Annotated in this window: 16 protein-coding genes; 11 read left to right on the plus strand and 5 right to left on the minus strand. The window is 65.2% G+C overall.

Features of this window, described 5'->3' with window-relative positions:
- Positions 1–64 precede the first annotated feature (64 nt).
- Entirely contained in the window at positions 65–583 is a 519-nt protein-coding gene (locus E6O51_RS02040) for an RNA polymerase sigma factor (RefSeq protein WP_136383319.1), read from the plus strand.
- Entirely contained in the window at positions 580–1,401 is an 822-nt protein-coding gene (locus tag E6O51_RS02045; RefSeq protein WP_136383320.1) for an anti-sigma factor family protein, read from the plus strand. Before E6O51_RS02040 ends, E6O51_RS02045 begins: the two co-directional genes overlap by 4 nt.
- Before the next feature lie 20 nt (positions 1,402–1,421).
- On the opposite strand, the gene E6O51_RS02050 is transcribed toward E6O51_RS02045, so the two are convergent.
- The gene (locus tag E6O51_RS02050) at positions 1,422–2,207 is read right to left on the minus strand and encodes a Crp/Fnr family transcriptional regulator (protein ID WP_136383321.1); all 786 of its coding nucleotides are present in this window, start codon (positions 2,205–2,207) and stop codon (positions 1,422–1,424) included.
- Between the two features lie 160 nt (positions 2,208–2,367).
- Between E6O51_RS02050 and E6O51_RS02055 the strand changes: the two genes are divergently transcribed.
- From E6O51_RS02055 to E6O51_RS02095, 9 genes are all read left to right on the plus strand, one after another.
- Positions 2,368–3,576, plus strand: coding sequence for an MFS transporter (locus E6O51_RS02055; protein ID WP_136383322.1), 1,209 nt, complete (start codon positions 2,368–2,370; stop codon positions 3,574–3,576).
- Positions 3,577–3,970: 394 nt separating this feature from the next.
- Entirely contained in the window at positions 3,971–4,213 is a 243-nt protein-coding gene (gene infA, locus E6O51_RS02060; RefSeq protein WP_136383323.1) for a translation initiation factor IF-1, read from the plus strand.
- Between the two features lie 68 nt (positions 4,214–4,281).
- Positions 4,282–5,922 carry an ATP-binding domain-containing protein gene (locus tag E6O51_RS02065; protein WP_136383324.1) on the plus strand — a complete coding sequence of 547 codons (1,641 nt, stop codon included), beginning with the start codon at positions 4,282–4,284 and terminating at the stop codon, positions 5,920–5,922.
- A 275-nt stretch (positions 5,923–6,197) separates the two neighbouring features.
- Positions 6,198–7,790, plus strand: a complete 1,593-nt coding sequence (locus tag E6O51_RS02070; RefSeq protein WP_136383325.1) for a methyl-accepting chemotaxis protein — start codon at positions 6,198–6,200, stop codon at positions 7,788–7,790.
- A 49-nt stretch (positions 7,791–7,839) separates the two neighbouring features.
- A complete protein-coding gene (locus E6O51_RS02075; protein ID WP_136383326.1) occupies positions 7,840–8,592 on the plus strand; it encodes a sensor histidine kinase in 753 nt (250 codons plus the stop codon).
- Positions 8,592–9,239 (plus strand): response regulator, encoded by a 648-nt coding sequence (locus tag E6O51_RS02080; RefSeq protein ID WP_136383327.1) that lies wholly within the window; start codon positions 8,592–8,594, stop codon positions 9,237–9,239. The genes E6O51_RS02075 and E6O51_RS02080 overlap by 1 nt, the downstream gene beginning before the upstream one ends.
- A gap of 77 nt (positions 9,240–9,316) precedes the next feature.
- Positions 9,317–10,795, plus strand: a complete 1,479-nt coding sequence (locus tag E6O51_RS02085; protein WP_136383328.1) for a GGDEF domain-containing protein — start codon at positions 9,317–9,319, stop codon at positions 10,793–10,795.
- A gap of 10 nt (positions 10,796–10,805) precedes the next feature.
- Positions 10,806–12,602 (plus strand): GGDEF domain-containing protein, encoded by a 1,797-nt coding sequence (locus E6O51_RS02090; protein WP_136383329.1) that lies wholly within the window; start codon positions 10,806–10,808, stop codon positions 12,600–12,602.
- 327 nt (positions 12,603–12,929) lie between these two features.
- Complete coding sequence (locus E6O51_RS02095) at positions 12,930–14,048, plus strand: DegT/DnrJ/EryC1/StrS family aminotransferase (RefSeq protein ID WP_330997871.1); 1,119 nt, start codon at positions 12,930–12,932, stop codon at positions 14,046–14,048.
- Between the two features lie 98 nt (positions 14,049–14,146).
- On the opposite strand, the gene E6O51_RS02100 is transcribed toward E6O51_RS02095, so the two are convergent.
- Genes E6O51_RS02100 through E6O51_RS02115 form a run of 4 tightly spaced genes read right to left on the minus strand, consistent with a single transcriptional unit; the run spans position 14,147 to position 18,854 of the window.
- Positions 14,147–14,731, minus strand: coding sequence for a hypothetical protein (locus E6O51_RS02100; RefSeq protein WP_136383330.1), 585 nt, complete (start codon positions 14,729–14,731; stop codon positions 14,147–14,149).
- A complete protein-coding gene (locus E6O51_RS02105) occupies positions 14,728–15,435 on the minus strand; it encodes a hypothetical protein (RefSeq protein WP_136383331.1) in 708 nt (235 codons plus the stop codon). The genes E6O51_RS02100 and E6O51_RS02105 overlap by 4 nt, the downstream gene beginning before the upstream one ends.
- A gap of 54 nt (positions 15,436–15,489) precedes the next feature.
- Complete coding sequence (locus E6O51_RS02110) at positions 15,490–17,574, minus strand: glycosyltransferase (RefSeq protein WP_136383332.1); 2,085 nt, start codon at positions 17,572–17,574, stop codon at positions 15,490–15,492.
- Positions 17,571–18,854: an ATP-grasp domain-containing protein gene (locus E6O51_RS02115; RefSeq protein WP_136383333.1), complete on the minus strand. Its 1,284-nt coding sequence runs from the start codon at positions 18,852–18,854 to the stop codon at positions 17,571–17,573. Before E6O51_RS02115 ends, E6O51_RS02110 begins: the two co-directional genes overlap by 4 nt.
- Positions 18,855–18,856: the final 2 nt, after the last annotated feature.

An 18,856-nucleotide genomic window follows, 5' to 3' on the forward strand; every position in this document is an offset into this window, starting at 1 on the left:
CGCGGCCGCCGAAGCGCGGAAGCCCGGCCGGACGCTCCGAACCCTGCCGCGAGGCGACCTCCCGATGAATGCAGGCACCACAACGGACGACGAAGCCCGGATGCTGGCAAGCATTCCCCGTTTGCGTCGCTATGCACGCGCCCTGGCGGGCAATGCCGTGGCGGCGGACGACCTGGTCCAGGATACGCTGGCCAGGGCCTGGCCGCGGCTGTCGTCCTGCCGGGGCAATGGAGAGCTTTTGCCCTGGCTTTTCACCATCATGCACAACCTGCACGCCGATCAGGTGCGCCGGCCGCGGTTGCTGACGGTTCCCATCGAGGAAGAGGCCGCCGCGGTTCCGGTACGGCCGCGGCAGCATGACAATCTGGAACTCCGCGACCTCGAAGCCGCCCTGCTCAAGCTCCCGGAGGACTACCGCAAGGTGCTGCTGCTGGTCGCGCTGGAGAACATGCCCTATGCCCAGGCCGCCGAGGTGCTCGGCTGGCCGGCAGGTACCGTCATGTCTCGCCTTTCCCGCGCCAGGGCAAGGCTGAGAGTCCTGCTTTCCGAAGAGTCCCCTCCCGTTCTGAAGGTCGCGACATGAAAGACGCTCCCCTTTCCGATGCGGATATCCAGGCCTACGTCGACGGAGCCCTGCCCGCGCAACGCCAGGCAGAGGTGGCCGCTTACCTGGCCGGCCACCCGGAAGCGGCGGATGCCGTCCGTTGCTACCGGGCCCAGAACGAAGCCCTGCGGGCTTTGTTCGATCCGGTTCTCGAAGAGAAGATTCCGGAGCGATTGCTCCAGGCCGCCCGCGCACCTGCCGGGGAGCATCCATCGGCAGCCCGGCCACGGGGTTTTCTGCCGCGCTGGTCGTCGTATCGCATGGCTGCCGGCCTGCTGATTGCCGTGCTCAGCGGCAGCGCCGGCTGGCTGGCCAACGGCCAATGGCATGCGGCCCGGGCGCTGGCCGTCCGCCAGGTTCCCGTCCAGTTTGCCCATCAGGCTGCCATCGCCCATGTCGTCTACAGCCCGGACGTCGTCCGTCCGGTGGAGATCGGTGCCGAACAGGAAGAGCAACTGGTCACGTGGCTCTCCGACCGGCTCAATGCCAGGGTCCGGCCACCCCGGCTGGGTGCGCTCGGGTTCGAGCTGATCGGCGGACGCCTGCTGCCGGGTACGGCGGGCCCCGTTGCCCAATTCATGTACCACGACGGAAGAGGCCAGCGCCTCACGCTGTACGTATCCGGGGAACAGGGCAGGAACGCCGAAACCGCATTCCGCTTCGCCCAGGAAGGCCCGGTCAATGTCTTCTACTGGATCGATCGGAACTTCGGCTATGCCATCTCGGCCGGCATCGACAAGGCCGAACTGGCACGGGTTGCAACCAGCGTTCATGAACAACTGGCACACAAACCCTGACGAACCGCGGCGCCCGCCGCTCAGTTGGAACGCCCCAGCGTCTGCTTGGCGTAATTGCAGCAGTCGAACAGGCTGCTGCCCAGATGCCCCGTGGGTTCGAGACGGTCGAAGTTGGCGTCGGGCGGCGGCAGATCGACGGCTTTGCACAACCCGTCCACGTCCAGCAGCACCAGTTCCCGGTTGTGCCCGCCGATCAGCCCGGCCCGCCGGAAACCGCCCAGTTGGCGGGAAAGGGTTTCCGGCACGATGTTCAACTGGCGGGCGAGCACGCTCTGGCTGGCCGGCAGGATCAGCCATGCGGAACGCTGCTGCATGTAGATATCCATCAGGTAGGTGACCAGCCGCTGGGCGGCGTTGCCGATGGTGAGCAGATCGATGCGGTTGAGCGACTGGGTGATGCGCACCGCCATGCCTTCCAGCATCGCCATGCTGAAATCCGGCGATTGCCGGCACAGTTGCAGCAGGCGTTCCCGCGACAGGCGGTAGACGTCCGCATTGGTGGCGGCCTGGGCGGAAAGCGGGTAGTGGCAGGGGGCGGCGAACATGGCGGTTTCCGCCAGCAGGTCGCCTTCCTCCATGCTGCGGAAAATCTTGTGATCGCCGGTATAGCTGGGCCGGTAGAGGGTGATGGAACCCGATTTCACCAGGAAGAAGTACATCGCCTTCTCCCCCATGTGGAACAGGTGCTGCCGGGCCTTCAGGCGGACGAGCGTCGCATCGGCCAGGAGGGCCTGCAGCGCCTGCTCGTCCACCTTGGAGAAAATCGATGACTCGGCAAGCTTGCGGATCAGTGCCGAAGTGTCCATGTGCCATCCGCGCCTTGCGGCAAGCTGGTGGAAGTTAAGAAATGTAAACAATAATTATTATCATCCATATGTCAAGGCTTGCCTGGTCTTGATCCAGACGGTTGTTGCGCCCCGCCGCTTCGGGCAAGCTGCGCGGCAGGCTTCCCCGGATTCCGCTTCCATGCCCGTGCTGCGTCTGGTCTGCGTCATCTACCTGCTCATGCTGCCGGTCACCGGCATGGTGCCGGTGCTGCACGATCTCACCGTGGGCCGCCACCCGGAAACCGGCGACCTGGCCCGCCACCTTTTCATGTCGGTCAACATGATCGGCGCACTCGTCGCCGCGCCGCTCGCCGGCCTGGCCTCGGACGGCCTGGGCCGCCGCGTGCCGCTGATCGCCGGCGCGCTGCTGGTCAACGGCTTCGCCCTGCTGCTGATCGCCGGCGACTGGTCCTACCCGGTCATCCTCGCGCTGCGCTTCGTCGAGGGCTGCGCCCACATGAGCGCGCTCTCGCTGCTGATGGCGCTGGGCGCCGACCATGGCCGCCGGCACGGCATGGGGGCGGCCATGGGCGCGGTGGGGGCGGCGGTCAGCCTGGGCGTGGCGAGCGGCGCACCGCTGGGCGGCTGGATCGGCGCCGCAGCCGCGGCCCAGGTGCCCTGGCTGGGCGGCTGGCTGATGCTGGCACTGGCCGCCGCCGCGCCGCTCCTGCTGCGCGACGCGCCGCACGCGGCCGCGCGCCAGTCGCCCGCCCGCCTGCTGCGCGAACTGGCGGCCCGGCGCATGCTCGCGGTGCCTTATCTGTTCACCTTCGTGGACCGGCTCACCGTCGGCTTCATCGTCTCCACCTTCGCCCTCTACCTCGGCGCGGTGCTCGAATTCGACGCGCGCCGGATCGGCCTGGTGATGGCCGCCTTCATGATTCCCTTCGCGCTGCTCACCTACCCGGCCGGACGCCTGTGCCAGCACTGGGACCGGCTGGGCATGATGATCGTCGGCAGTGTTCTCTACGGCCTGTTCCTGATCGCGCTGGGGCTGGCGCCGGCCGGCGCGCTGGTGGCGCTGATGGCCGGCGGCGGCGTGGTGGCGGCGCTGATGTACGCGCCCTCGCTGGTGCTGGCGGCGGAACTGGCCGGCCCCGGCCAGCGCGCCAGCACGCTGGCCGGCTTCAACGTGGCCGGGTCGCTGGGCTTCGCCCTCGGCCCGCTGCTGGGCGGCACCCTGGTGGGTGGTTTCCGCTCCGCCGGGCTGGACCCCTACCTGCCGGTGTTCTTCATCGTCGGTGCGCTGGAGATCCTGATCGCGCTGGCCGTCCTGCCGCTGTGGCGACGCGGCGTGGGCCGGCAGCCGGCAGCCTTGCGCGCCGAGAGCCCCCCGCACGCGGGCTGAACGCCCCGGTGGCGGGGCGCAGTTTTGCGCCGCGGCACAACGAGCGTATGATGCGCCCTTGCCGTTCGGCAGCCGTCCCCCGGAGCCCCGCTCCACCTCCTGGCTGCCTGGTCGCCGGCCCGCATCCGGCGACGCATTCTTCGGCCCCGGCAATCGGGCCGACAGCATGAAACCGCGCATCGCGCGCAAGAGGCCGCGTCCTGCCGCCCGCCGCACACGATGCACCCGCCCGGGGCTTGCAAAGGCTCCGCAATCAGGCTCACAGGTCTTCGTTCCGCGCCCGCTACCGCCGCGCGCGGGCGTCCATTGTCCATGGCCGGCATCCGCGCCTCGACCTGCCGCCTTCAAGAACCGCCCGGCCGCGGCACGGCCGGGCGCGCACAAGGAGTACTGCATGGCCAAGGAAGACCTGATCCAAGTCGAAGGCGTGGTGGAGGAAGTGCTGCGCGACGCGCGTTTCCTCGTCAAGCTGGAGAACGGCATGGATGTGGCGGCCTACGCCTCGGGCAAGATGCGCAAGTTCCGCATCCGCATCCTCGCCGGCGACCGCGTCACGCTGGAGCTGTCGCCCTACGATTTCTCCAAGGCGCGCATCTGCTTCCGCCACAAGGACGAACGCCGCCCCCGCCCCGACTGAGCATGCCCACCGATTTCGCGTCCTTCGGGTAACATCGGCCGCACCATTCCCGCAAGGACGCCGAAACCGTGGCCCGCATCATCCCCGACGGCTGGCGCGAGCTGGCCGTCACCGGCGCAGCCCAGCGCGAGATCGACACCCTCAACCAGTTGGCCTCCGCCCTGCCGGCCGGCTACACCGTCTATCACGCCGTGCACTGGACCAACCTGGAGCGCGGCTACGCGGTGCATGGGGAGGTGGATTTCGTCGTCGTCAACGCGGCCGGCGACCTGCTGCTGATCGAGCAAAAGAGCGGCTTTCTCGACGAGACGCCGGACGGCATCGTGAAGCGCTACCCGGGCCGCGTGCACAGCATCCCCGCCCAGCTCGCGCGCAGCGCCGAAGCCCTGCGCACCAAGCTCGCCGCCCGCCCCGGCTGCGGCGAGGTGGCGGTGGATTTCCTGCTCTACGCGCCGGACTACCGCGTGCGCCAGCCACAGACCGCCGGCCTGACCCCGGAACGCATCGTGGACAGCGCCCGGCGCGACGCGCTGGGGAGGATCATCCAGGACATCCTGCCCGTGGGCGAAGCCACCCCGGCCGTGCCGGAGGTGCATCGCTTCCTGCGCGACGTGATCCAGTTGGAGGCCGACGTGAGCGCCTTGGTGGGCCGCGCCCGCGACATGGTCACGCGGGTGGCCGGCGGGCTCGCCCACTGGGCGCGCCAGCTCGACTTCGAGCCCTTCCGCCTGCGCGTCACCGGCACCGCCGGCTCGGGCAAGACCCAGCTCGCGCTGGCCGAATACCGCGCTGCCGTGGAAGCCGGCAAGCGCCCGCTCTACGTCTGCTTCAACCGCCCGCTGGCGGACCATTTCGCGGCCATCGCGCCGGCCGGCGGGCTGGCCTGCTCCTTCCATCAGCTCTGCCACCAGCGCCTGCGCGCGGCCGGACGCAGCCCGGACTTTTCCGCCGCGGGCGCCTTCGACCGCATGGTGCTGGAGGCCGCCGAACTGCCGGTGGGCGAGGATTTCCGCTTCGACAGCGTGATCGTGGACGAAGGCCAGGATTTCCCCGAGGCCTGGCGCGACCTGGTGCTCGCCCACGCCCGCCCGGTTGCACGCCTGCTGTGGCTTGAAGACCCGCTGCAGAACCTCTACGCCCGCGATCCGGTGCCGCTGCCCGGCTGGGTCGGGCTGCGCGCCACCAGCAACTTCCGCAGCCCGCGCCCGGTGGTGCGCATGCTGCAGGCGCTGCTGCCGGAAGAACAGCCCATCGAGGCCGCCTCGCCGCTGGACGCGGCCGAGGTGGAGCTGATCGACTACGCCGACGGACCGGGTCTGCTGGCCGGGGTCAAGGAAGCCATCCGGCGCTGCTACGCCGCGGGTTTCCGCAAGGAGGACCTGGCCATCGTCTCCTTCCGCGGGCGCGACCAGTCGCGCCTGTTCGGCCAGACGCAGATCGGCCCCCACAGCCTGCGCCACTTCACCGGGCGCTACGATCTCCTCGGCCATCCGGTGTTCACCGAAGGCGAGGTGCTGCTGGAGTCGGTGTACCGCTTCAAGGGCCAGGCCGCCGCCGCGGTGATCCTGGCGGAAGTGGACTTCGACCGCCTGGACGACGCCACGCTGCGCAAGCTCTTCGTCGGCGCCACGCGGGCGACGATGAAGCTGGTGGTGGTGGCCTCCACCCGCGCCGCGGCCGAACTGCGCGGCCGCTACGACATGCGCTGAAAGCCCTCGCCCCCGGCCCGGGCACGCCGCCGGCCGCCCGCACATGACCGGCCGGCGGTGTGACATATCTCTCGGCCGCCCTCCCGCTTTTCCCCAGCGCCTGCCCGTCCGGGCCATCATGGCCGCTGCCGTGCATATCACTCAAGTTTGCACGGATATCTGCCGTTATCCATCCTCACAAGCCTTTTATCAACCTCGGTCCTGAGCATGAATATTGCTTAAGGCATATATAGGCCGGGCCCCACCCCTCGCCCGGTTCACAGCGAGGACGCAGCATGAAGATCAACCAGCCGGTGACCTCCACCGAGGTCCCGTTTCCGTCCGGCACCTACCTGGTGTCACGCACCGACCTGAAAGGCGTCATCACCGAGGCCAACGATGCCTTCGTCGACATCGCGGGCTTCTCGCGCGCGGAGTTGATCGGCGCGAGCCACAACGTCGTGCGCCATCCCGACATGCCGCCCCAGGCTTTCGAGGACCTGTGGCGCACCGTCAAGGCCGGCCGGCCGTGGCGCGGCCTGGTGAAGAACCGCTGCAAGAACGGCGACTTCTACTGGGTAGACGCCACCGTGGTGCCGGTCACGCACCAGGGACGAACCACGGGCTTCATGTCGGTGCGCACCAAGCCCACGCGCGACAAGGTGGCCGCGGCCGACCAGCTCTACGCCCGCTTGCGCGCCGGCGGCAAGCTACCCGGCAGCGGGGGCCCGGCGCTGGGCACCTGGGCCAGGCTGGCGCTCGCGCTCGGCATTCCGGCGGCGGCCTGTGCCGCGGCCGCGGTCTATGCGGCCGGTTCCACGGCCGGCGGCGTGCTGGGCGGCGTGGCCGCGGGCCTCGCCTTCGCCGCACTGCCCGCGGCGCTGGTGCTGCGCCGCTTCACGGCGGGCCTGGCGCGCGCCAACCAGTACTTCGACCGCATGGCCGAAGGCATCATGACCGACGACATCCCCCTCGACGGCCGCGACGAGGTCGGCGCCATGTTCTGCCGCCTGGCGATCACCCAGACCCGCATCAAGGAGATGCTCGACCGCATCAGCGCCACCGCGCGGCGCATCGAGCACAACACCGGAGCCCTGCGCCACGACGTGCATCGGGTCGCCGAACAGTCCGAAACCCAGCTCGAAAACCTGCAGGCGGTCGCCGCCGCCACCGAGGAGCTGAGCCAGTCGGTGAACGAAGTGGCCGAGCACGCGGCCGACACCGCCGGCTCCGCCGCGGACGCGCGCGAACGCGTGCAGGCCAGCAACCAGGGTATCGGCCAGAGCATCGCCGCCACCGCCCAGGTCATCGACACGGTGCAGAACTCCAGCGCCACCATCAACGAGCTGGACGCGGCCATCGGCCGCATCGGCGACATCACGCGCAGCATCCGCGAGATCGCCGACCAGACCAATCTGCTGGCGCTCAACGCCGCCATCGAGGCCGCCCGCGCCGGCGAACAGGGACGCGGCTTCGCGGTGGTGGCCGACGAGGTGCGCAAGCTCGCCGAACGCACCACCGGCAGCACCGGGGACATCGCCGCCATGGTGGAGGAAATCCAGGCCATCAACCGGCGCGCGGTGGGGGTCATGGGCGGCGCGGTGAGCGAGGTGGAAAGCGGCGTGGCGATGATGCGGGACAACATCGGCGGGCTGGACGGCATCTCCGCGGCAAGCGCGGACGTGGCCGAGCGCGCCGGACAGATCGCCGCCGCGGCCCTCCAGCAGGCGCAGACCTGTAGCGACACGGCCAACAACGTGGAACGCATCGCCGCCCTGAGCGAGCGCAACAGCCACGACGCCCGCGACGCTCTGGCGCGGACCGAGGAACTGCAGGCGATGACCGCCCAGCTCAAGGCCCTGGCCGCGGAATTCGAACTGACGCGCTGAGCGTCCACCGTGGAGAGGGCCACGCAGCGCCGCCGGTCGGCCTGCTATCATGCGCATCTACCAGATACGCATGATCCGGCACGCCTATCGCATGGCCTCCACCACGCCGCTCACCGACGTCCGCTCGCAACTGGCCGCCCTGTCCGCCCGCCTGGAAACGGCGCGCGAGGAAGAACGCGAACGCATCGCGCGCGAGGTCCACGACGTGCTGGGCGGCCACCTGGTGGCGATCAAGATCGAGACCGCGCTGCTCGCCGCCCGCCTGGACGGCGACCCCGCCCTGCTGCGCAAACGCGTAAACGCCATCGAAAGGCTGCTCGACGACGCCATCGCCGCGGCAAGCCGCATCACGCGCGAACTGCACCCCGGCATCCTCAAGGACTTCGGCCTGGGCGCAGCCATCGAATGCCAGGCCGAGGACTTCAGCCAGCGCACCGGCATCGCCTGCCGCATCGCGTGTGCCGACCACGACATCCAGTTGCCGCAGCCGGCCGCGGTGGCCCTGTTCCGCATCTTCCAGGAAGCGCTCACCAACGTGTGCAAGCATGCCCAGGCCAGCCGTGTCGAGGTGCGCCTGACCCAGGAAGGCGACGAAGTGCTGCTGGAAGTCGTGGACGACGGCAAGGGGCTGGCCCCGGCCGATCTGGACAAACCGCTCTCCTCCGGCCTGCGCGGCATGCGCGAGCGCCTCGCCAGCCTGGGCGGCAGGCTCGAACTGGGCACCGCCTCCCCGGCGGGCACCCGTCTCGTGCTCGCCGTGCCGCTGGCCGCCGAACCACAAACCACAGGAAACCCGCCCTGATGCCCCCGAACTCCCGCCTGCGCGTGCTGATCGCCGACGACCACGCCGTCGTGCGCCAGGGCCTGCGCCATATCCTGTCCGAAACGGACGACATGGAAGTCGCCGGCGAAGCCGGCAACGGCGTACAGGCCCTGCAGATGGCGCGCGAGCAGAACTGGGACGTGGTGCTGATGGACGTCTCCATGCCGGACCGCAACGGCATCGACGCGCTGAAGATGCTCCGCAAGGAGCTGCCCCGCCTGCCGGTGCTGATCTTCAGCATGTACCCGGAAGACCTGTACGCGGTGCGCGCCCTCAGGGCCGGCGCGGCCGGCTACCTGTCCAAACGGAGCGCGCCCGAGCAACTGGTGGCCGCGATCCGCCAGGTCGCCGGCGGCAAGAAGTACGTCAGCCCCGCGGTGGCCGAAGCGCTCGCCAACGCGGTCATGGACGACGGCGACCGCCCGCCCCACGAGAAGCTCTCCGACCGCGAATTCCAGACCCTGCGCCTGATCGCCGCCGGCCGCACCCCGGCGCAGATCGCCGAGTCGCTCCACATCAGCGTCAAGACCGTGAGCGTCTATCGCGCCCGCCTGCTGGAAAAGATGAACATGCGCAACAACGCCGAACTGACCCACTACGGCATCCGCCACGGACTGGTGGAATAAGCCACGTGCCCCCCGCGGCGGCAATGGTAGAGTTTCGCCCTTAGTCGTATCCGTCGCCCCCAGCGGAACCACGCACCATGCCGGAATTCACCTCGCCTTCCACGATTGCCCGGGAAGCCCTGCGCCGGCTGGCCGCCCAGCGGGTCGCCCCGACCCCCGACCATTACCGCACCTACTACCACGAGATCGCCGGCACCCAGGCCGAGGACCCCTTCCCCACGTCCGCCCTCAAGGCCACCGCCCACGCCCTGCCGCGCAATACGCCGGCAGCGCTCAAGCTCGCCCAGCAGTTCGAGCACGCCGTCGACAACGCGAACTGGCCCATGATGCGCCGCGCCATCCTGGCACTGGCCGCCGCCGAACGCGCCGAAAGCGAACAACTGATGACGCGCCTGCTGCATCCGGCGGTGAGCGCGATGCTGGTCGACACACCCGAACTCGCCGCCGAAGCCCGCGCGCTGGCCCAGGGCCTGGAATCCGCGACCGCCGACGAACTCCCCGCGCTGGCCCAGCACCTGGAAGGCTTCATCCGCAAGCTCGAATGGGCCGGCGAAGACCAGCACGCCATGCGCGAAGCCCTGCTCGGCCTGCTGCGCCTGATCCTGAAAAACATCAGCGAACTGGTGCTCGACGACCGCTGGCTGCACGGCCAGTTGACCGTGCTGTCGGAAGCCTTCTCCGGCCCGCTGGACATCCGCGTGCTCGACGAGATGCAGCGCCGCCTGCTCGACGTGATCGACAAGCAGAGCCACCTCAAGCGCCAGCTCACGGACGCGCAGGAACGCCTCAAGTCCATGCTGGCCGGCTTCGTGGACCGCCTGGCGAGCTTCGGCAACGTCACCGGCGACTACGCCAGGGTGCTGGAACGGGGCGCCGAGCGCATCGACGCCGCGCGGGACATCGGCGAACTGTCCGAAGTGGTCGGCGAAATCCTCACCGAGACGCGCCACGCCCACAGCGCCGCCGAGCGCTCCACCGAAGAGATCGCGACGCTGCGCAGGGAGGTGGAAACCGCCAACCAGCACATCCTGCGCCTGCAGCGCGAACTGGACGAAGCCAGCGAACTGGTGCGCCACGACCCCCTCACCGGCACCCTCAACCGCAAGGGCCTGGACGAGGCGCTGGAGCGCGAGATCGCCATGGCCCGCCGCCGCGGCACCCTGCTCAGCCTCGGCCTGCTCGATGTGGACAACTTCAAGCTGCTCAACGACACCTACGGCCACAAGACCGGCGACGAGGCGCTCAAGCATCTGGCCACCGTGGTGCGCGAATCGCTGCGCCCGCAGGATTCGGTGTGCCGCTACGGCGGCGAGGAATTCCTCATCCTGCTGCCCGAAACCGACACCGGCGAAGCGGCCGCCGTCCTCACCCGCCTGCAGCGCGAACTCACCCGCCGCATCTTCATGGCCGACACCCAGCGGCTGCTGATCACCTTCAGCGCCGGCGTCACCCTGCTCGATCCGGCCGAACCCGCCCACATGGCCATCGAACGCGCCGACCGCGCCATGTACGCAGCCAAGCGCGCCGGCAAGAACCGCGTGCTGAGCGCGAGTTGAACATCCCCGCATGAGCGGTTTCAGCAGTCCGTCCGATATCGCCCGCGAAGCGCTGCGCCAGCTCGCGCTGCGGCGCGTGCCGCCCACGCCGGACAACTACCGCGCGCTGTACAACGAGATCGCCGGCAACGCCGCCGAGGACGAGCCGGTGCCGGAGAAATTCCTCCTCAGCCTGGCCAAGCGGCTGCCCCGCGACAGCGCCGAGCGGCAGCGCCTGGCGCGCATGGTGGATCAGGCCATCGCCGGGCAGGACCAGCACGTCATCCGCGCGGCCCTGGCGCAATATCTCGCCGGCCTGGCTTTGGACGCCCAGCCGGCCTGGAACGACCTGATCGCCCAGTTGCTGCGCCAGTGGGAAGCCCGCCACGCGGGCTGGACCACCGCGCGCAAGCGCGAATCGCTGGAACGCGTGCTCGGCGCCAACGACCCCCACACCCTGTTCGCCCGCCTGCAGGGGCTGGTGAAATCGTGGAGCCAGGTGCCCGCCGAGGATGCCCCTCCGGCCCCGGCCGATGACGCAACCGGCGTACCGGCCCCGGCCGCCGGTGAAGCGACGGCCCCCGCCGCACCCCGCATGGTCGCCGCCGGCGAAGCCGGCGAACTGGTGGACACCCTGCGCGGCCTGCTCGCCCAGACCCTCACGGAAGTCGTGCCCGCTTCGCTGGCCGACCAGCCCGAGCTCATCCGCGAAGCCGCGGCGCTGGCCGCCCGGATCGCCGCCGCCCCCGGCATCGCCCCCCTGCGCCAGCACGGCGAACTGCTGCGCCGCTTCGCGCTGAAGCTGGAAATGGCCGCGGGCGACGCCGCTGAAGTCCGCGCCGGGCTCCTCAACCTGCTCCGCCTGCTGCTGGAGAACATCGACGAACTGGTGCTCGACGACCAGTGGCTGCGCGGCCAGGTGGAAGTCCTGCGCCACGTGCTCGACGAGCCCGCCGACCTGCGCAGCCTCGACGACGCCGAACGGCGCCTCAAGGAAGTCATCTACAAGCAGAGCCAGCTCAAGCACAACCTGACCGAGGCGCAGCAAGCGATCAAGGGCATGATCGCCCAGTTCATCGACCAGCTCGCCGATTTCGCCGAGAGCACCGGCAGCTACCACGACACCGTCGACCACTGCGCGCAGAAGATTTCCGCCGCCCGCGACATCACCGAAATCGGCGGTGTGCTCGACGAGGTCATGCGCGAAACCCGCGCCATCCAGCAGCACGCCACGCGCTCCCGCGCCGAACTGCTCGCCACCCGCCAGCGCGTGGAGGACGCCGAAGCGCGCATCGCCGAACTGCAGGCCGAACTGGACCGCGCCAGCAGCCTGGTCACCCAGGACCCCCTCACCGGCGCCCTCAACCGCCGCGGCCTGGAGGACATGTTCGCCCGCGAAGCGGCCCGCGCCTCCCGCCGCCGCAGCCCGCTGTGCGTGGCCCTGCTCGACCTCGACAACTTCAAGCGCCTCAACGACACCTACGGCCACCAGCGCGGCGACGGCGCACTGATACACCTGGTCCGCGTGATGCGCGAGAATCTGCGCCCCCACGACAGCGTGGCACGCTACGGCGGCGAGGAATTCATCCTGCTCTACCCCGAAACCGGGCTCACCGAAGCCACCGCCGCACTCACCCGCCTGCAGCGCGCCCTGACCACCGCCTTCTTCCTCGCGGACAACCAGAAGGTGTTCATCACCTTCAGCGCCGGCGTCACCCCCTGGGTGCCGGGCGAAGCCTTCGACACCGTCGTGCAGCGCGCCGACGCGGCCATGTACCGGGCCAAGCAGAGCGGGAAGAATCGGGTGGAGACGGCGGCTATGGACTGAATCCACGCACGTGGTCCACCGCACACGCTCCGACCAGGTCACGGATGACCTTGCACAGGAAGGGGACCGGTATTCAAGCGTGACAATAAGATAGGCTGTAAAACACGGCGTATTCCATGTGTCCCGGATACATGTACGGGCGCATAGTAGGAGTCACCACCCCATCCGAACGTCACTCCAACCTATTCCCCCTTTGCCCCGGCCCGTTTACGCTTCGTCGATGAAGAGGCACGCAATGCAGAGATCGAACGCCCGATTGGAGTCAGAACCCAGGGCGCAACGCGCGGACACCCGTCGCCCTGCCTGGCGGCGAACGAAAGGGATTGCATGGACATGAAAGAACAGTTGCCGGTCACCAGCCCGCTGCTCCCGCCTCTGGAAGAGTTCATTCCCTATCTGGAGCGCATCTGGACCAACCGGCGCCTGACCAACAACGGTCCCTTCCACCAGCAACTGGAAACCGAACTGGCCTCCTATCTGGGTGTCGAGCACCTGAGCCTGTTCGCCAACGGCACTCTCGCCCTGGTGACTGCGCTGCAGGCACTGAGAATCAGCGGCGAAGTCATCACCACCCCCTACACCTTCGCCGCCACCGCGCATTCGCTGTTATGGAACGGCATCAAACCGGTGTTCGTGGACATTGACCCACTCACCTGCAACCTCGACCCCGACCGCATCGAGGAAGCCATCACGCCGGCCACCACGGCCATCCTGCCGGTGCATTGCTACGGCATTCCTTGCGACGTCGAACGCATCGAGCGCATCGCCGACACCTACGGCCTGAAGGTCATCTACGATGCTGCCCACGCCTTCGGAGTTCGCCGCAACGAGCACAGCATCCTGCGCCACGGCGACCTTTCCATCCTGAGCTTCCACGCCACCAAGGTGTTCAACACCTTCGAGGGCGGCGCCATCGTCTGCCCCGACGCCAAGATCAAGCAGCGCATCGACTATCTGAAGAATTTCGGCTTCGCCGACGAAGTCACCGTGGTGGCCCCGGGCATCAACGGCAAGATGAACGAGGTCAGCGCGGCCATGGGGCTGTTGCAGCTCAAGCACATCGACTCCGCGCTCAACGCTCGCGCGGCCATTCATCAACGCTATCAGCAAGCTTTCCAGAACATTCCCACACTACGCATGCAGCAGCCCCCACCCGGCCTCGTCTGGAATCACGCCTATTGCCCGCTTTTCATCCTCCCTGAACATCCCATCAACCGCGATGTGCTATACGAGCGCCTGAAGGCAAACAACATTCACGCCCGTCGTTACTTCTATCCGCTCATCAGCTCCTTCCCCATGTACCGGGGGTTGCAAAGCGCCGCTGGCAGGCTGCTGCCCAATGCTAACCGGCTGGCGGAGCAGGTCCTCTGCCTACCGATCTATCCTGCGCTGGACAGCACCGGTCAGGAGCGGGTGATCGACATCGTCCTGGACAGCGCAAGATGAGAAATCAGCGGCTGAGGCAATCCGCGTAAAGGACGGACTCCTGACAGTTCACCGCATCTCGTCTCCCGATGGTCTGTGCGGTCGGATGAACCAGCTATTCAGGGGGTGCGTTCTGCGTCTTGAGTGAAGTCCCAGTGATACAGGTCACCCATGGAGGTCTCCTGAAAAAGTCTTGGGGGCATGCCATCACTCCACCGTAGGAACTCTGTCAGAGCAATACCCTTGGAGGTTTCCAACCCTTTTGGGCGGTAAGCATCGCCCCGGGGAACGACAAGAATCAAGTGCCTGCATAGTCTGCGCGCTTCGTTGAAAGCCTGTTCCTGATAGGGTGCCAAATACTGGAAAACCCTCAGTGCGATGATGATCTTGTACGCATTCTGAACGGGCCAAGGCGTGTTTCTCGCGTCGTGCATAAAGGTGGGGTTCTTGCCTGGGTAGTTCCAGTACTTGTCTTGGTCGAGCGTGTCGCTTCCTTTTACGATCTGAAGGCCGACGGTGCCGATCTCGAGAACCTCTTGCGGCTTGGAGATTCCGATCTTTCGAACAATCTCGATGGCACTGCAGTGATAATTCCAGCGTAGGTCAAGCGGCTGGCTGTTCCAGTGTCCACCGCCGATCTCGGTGGCCTTTCTGAAGAACTCTTCTTTGGATAGAAGAAAGTCGTGATGGGAGGAGGTATTCATTCGATAAATTCCAGCACTCGTTGTTTATTTGCGTCCAGCCCCTCTCCGGCATTCAGTTGCAAAACACGGCTTCCAAATCGTTCTGCAAGCTTGCTTGTTTCGATACTTCTCCGGATTGAAGAGCACACGATTTCTGTAAGGGCTTCCAGATTTCCGTGATAGTAACCATACCAATCATTCAACGCATTCGGACTTTGTTCGTTCCGCTTTTTCAGGTGATCGAGGATTGTTTCAGCGGACGCCGTAAGGTGGACGATGTCCCTTCTCGAAAAAAATGACTGAAGTCCGGTGTCGTCAGAGTAGGCGAGCAGTTCTACGCCAAAGTTGTGGGATATGCCGTCATCGGAAAAAACCCTGTAATTCTCGAGTACCGATAGAATTGCGTGATCCAGAAGCAGTTCTGCTCTGAAAAAATCCATCAATTTCTTCCGTTTATGGATATCTGATGAGAAGCTCCGGGTGATCGATTTGTCTTTTGCGTCTAGCAGGGCTCTAAGGAAAGCAGCTTCATGTTCTGTTTGCGTTATATTTTCCGTAAATCCTTCCAGAAAGAATTTGGCTTGCTTCTTCGTGATCCAGCATGGAGGCAGGTGATTGACAGCCAGGGAGGCGAGCGTAGTCTTTCCGACGCCTGAGGGGCCGATAAATTCGAGATTACGTAGCGTCATGGAACCAAGGGCGTGCATTTGGTCAGTGGCTTCCATGCAGTTCTGAGCATGGTTGGGATGGTTTCAAAATTTCATGGTAAGTTTCAGTGATCAGGACATTAGGCGGGTTCCCGGCCTTCCAAGATCAGACTCGCCGCGCAGTATCCGCAAAACCTCCCCGGCCATCCTGCGCATATCTTCTTCACCGTAGCGGTGATCGCACGGTAGGCAGAGCAGCCGCTTGAGAAGTTCCACCTCCTCGCCCAAAGATCCTTCGTATTTGGCCGTCAGCGCCATGTCGAAACCCGAACAGACGATTCCCCTGCGATTGAGGGCCGTGAGCAGAAATATCGGCGGTATGGTTTCCGGCACCATCATGGGAAAAACGGATGGCGTAAAATCCACCGTCCGGCTTTCCGGCCAGAGAGACCAATCGCCCAGCAGCCCGTGCAGCAAGCTCCAGTTTTCCCGGCAGCGCACGATGACATCATGCAGGGGAATACGGGCAAGCATACTGGCGGAAAGACGGCTCATGGCGCCCCCGGGCAAGGGATTTTCCAACTCGATTGCCTGCTCACGGGCGAAGAGCGCACCATCAACCGCAGGATGCTCGAACCGTTCCAGCAACAGTTCCCGGCGCTTGGCCGCAAATGCATTTTCATTTTCATGGGCGGGCTGCAGGACGGTAACGCCCTCCCCCACCAAGATGCCGCCGTCCGGTACGCCCAGCACGCGGGCCGGACTGTAGAGCGTCACGTCCGCTTCGTGCGGCGTTCCCGGCCACAGTGCCAACGAACGATCGTCGATCCAGAGTACCCCATCGCGTTCAGCGAGCGCGCGGCGCATTTCCGCCGCGGGCGGACGCCCCAGCCATGAGCAAGTGAGCACGGCGTCGCCTGGCTGCGTTTGCGCAATAAAGTCAATGGGCGGGGAAAAATCTCCACCAACCGGGTAGAACTGGTATGGAACCCACAAATTTCTCAATTCCTCCTTGATAAGCCTGGAGCCCACCACGGGAAGCCAAAGGCGTCGGACGCGCCGGTGGTAAAGCCAGGCGAGTAGCGCAGCCAACGGGTGGGCAAAGCAGGCGACTTCCTGCCCCTTTGTCCAATGCGCCCATACGCTATCCTGCGCCTCCGGGATGTCCAGAAGGCCCAGTTCCATGAAGCCCCCCAACGTGGGCATGGAGCTTCCCTCAGTTTCCCCTGGCTTGCCGGCCCAGGGCGGAACACGGACCACCTGCTCCGGAAACGCTATCCGTGCGGCTTCGAACAGGCTGGCGTTGTCCTTCACCAGTTCGAGAAACCAATCCTGATGATCCTCTGCAATCCTGCGCATGAGTCTCACATTCCCGGTTTCGAGACAGTTGGCGATCATGCCGCGCAAGGCCAGTAAAATTCGTTCCCTGATCTGAAGGTGGAAGCGACCGGAAAAGAATTTATCCATTTCCTCGTAGAAACAGATCCATCCACCGCCTTCCTTCTGGAAAAAAACACCTTTGTCCACGTTTTGCAGCCATGAATAGCCACTCTCATTCCTACGCCAGACGCTCATGGCTTCGTCGAAATACTTGATCTTCCCCTCTACGGCATGCAGCATCATCAGGGCGTGATCGAACATCATCCACTTTCGGAACCAGGGCGGCAGTCCATCCCTAAATCGCCAGCGGAACACGAAGGAACTCGTTTGAAAGTAGTAATTGGCAATGGCTTCGTCGGCGTAGAAAATACCTTGACGAATGCGTTCGTCGTCCGCTGAGCAGTCTTTGTAGATATATTGCTTCTTTTCATCTCCCGGACGGTGCTCGAACTTCATTTCCACTTTGTGACAACAGACAGAGAAGTCTGGATTATCCTCCAGGAACCGCACCTGCTTTTCCAGCTTGTGCGGCACGCTCCAGAAATCGTCCCCCTCGCAAAAAGCAATGTATTTGCTGCGAACATGCCGGAGAGCATCCATCAAGCTGTTGAGGCCACGCCCATTGACCGATTGAGGCAGGAACACCAGGCTTTCATGCTTCTCCGCCCATTTCCGGACGATCTCCGTCGTGCCATCCGTCGAAGCATCATCGCAGACGATCAACTCGAACGGGAACGAGGTCTGCTGCGACAGACAGCTTTCCATCGCCTCTTCGATATACGGCGCGTGGTTGTATGCCAGCATGACGATGCTGACCAATGGTTCTTCTTTTCTCATAGCAGCCCTTCTACGGCATCAACGTCAAAGACCGGGATACCGTTTCGAGCCAGCACCTCTTCCCGCTCTGCAAACAGGTTGTCGATCAAGATGGCATTCCTATCTTTCACGAAGTCGGCCTTGTTGTCCGTCCGTGAAAGATGAATTACCTCGTCGAACAATTCCGGAAACACGCGGTATTGCCGCATGTTCGCCAGCAGATCACCGGGATGGCGGCTCAAGACGACCAGCCGCTTGCCCCGGTTGCGGCATTCATACAGGAATTGCATCAACAAGGCGTTGACCTTACCCTCCACAATCAAGGTGTCGTCGTAATCCACATAGACGGTGTCGAATCGGATATCCATAATGTAGCTGCTGTGCAGCCGGCGGCGCATGGTGAGTTGGAAGTCGTTCTTCAAAATGCGCACATCCATGTCAAGGGCATCATACGCTGCGAGCAGCGGCAAATTGATCCCCAACTGGCGATAGACGCTCATGGTACCTGCCGCCCTGCAGGATGCCTCCATTAACTTCGGTTCTCCATTCACGCCCTTCTTCGTCTGGAAGAACCACAGGCCACGCGGTTTGAGCCGGGCGTTGAGCGCCTCGGCCATTCTTTGCGTCGCCATGTCCACCGGGACGGCACGGGAAACGAAGGCAATACCGATGCGAACGACATCGCGCGAGCGGGGGCCGACGAACCTTAGATTTCCGTGCCGGTCAGAAAAACAGTCCACCGTGTATTCCTCGCCGGGCAGGTATTCGCACAACACCGGGTCCGATGTCTGCCGCCAAAGGCGCTGCAAGGTTTCGGGATCGTCCGCGCGGGCGCTTCCTACCCCACCCTGTCCCTGGCTGGGTTTTATGAACACGGGCCAATCGCCGACATCTTCCGGTTTGCCGTAAGTCTTGGGGCAAAACGCCTCGTGCGCGAACGCGGCATAAAGTTCTCTCTTTGCACGACAAAGCCGCGCGCATTCCACACCGGAGCCGACAAGCTGCGCCTTCAGTGCATCGCCCAGTTCGGCCAAGTGCAAGGCAACGTCGTCATGGGTCGGAAAGATCAGGGCGATGTTGTTCTCTTCCAGAAATCGGTTGAAAACCGGCAGAAAACCGGCTTCATGAATGCCAGGAAGATCATCCCGGTAGCGCGGAAACAGCACATTGCCGTAACCGGGTCGGCTGGACGCGCCCCACACGGAAAAGCGCGGCGCATAACGGAGCGCCTGAAAAAGTTCGAAAGCGTTCTCCGCTTCACCGGGAAAAATCAGGACATTGATTTTCTCAGGAATCGTCATGC

The organism is Pseudothauera rhizosphaerae, from assembly GCF_004801305.1.
Classification (GTDB): Bacteria; Pseudomonadota; Gammaproteobacteria; order Burkholderiales; family Rhodocyclaceae; genus Pseudothauera; species Pseudothauera rhizosphaerae.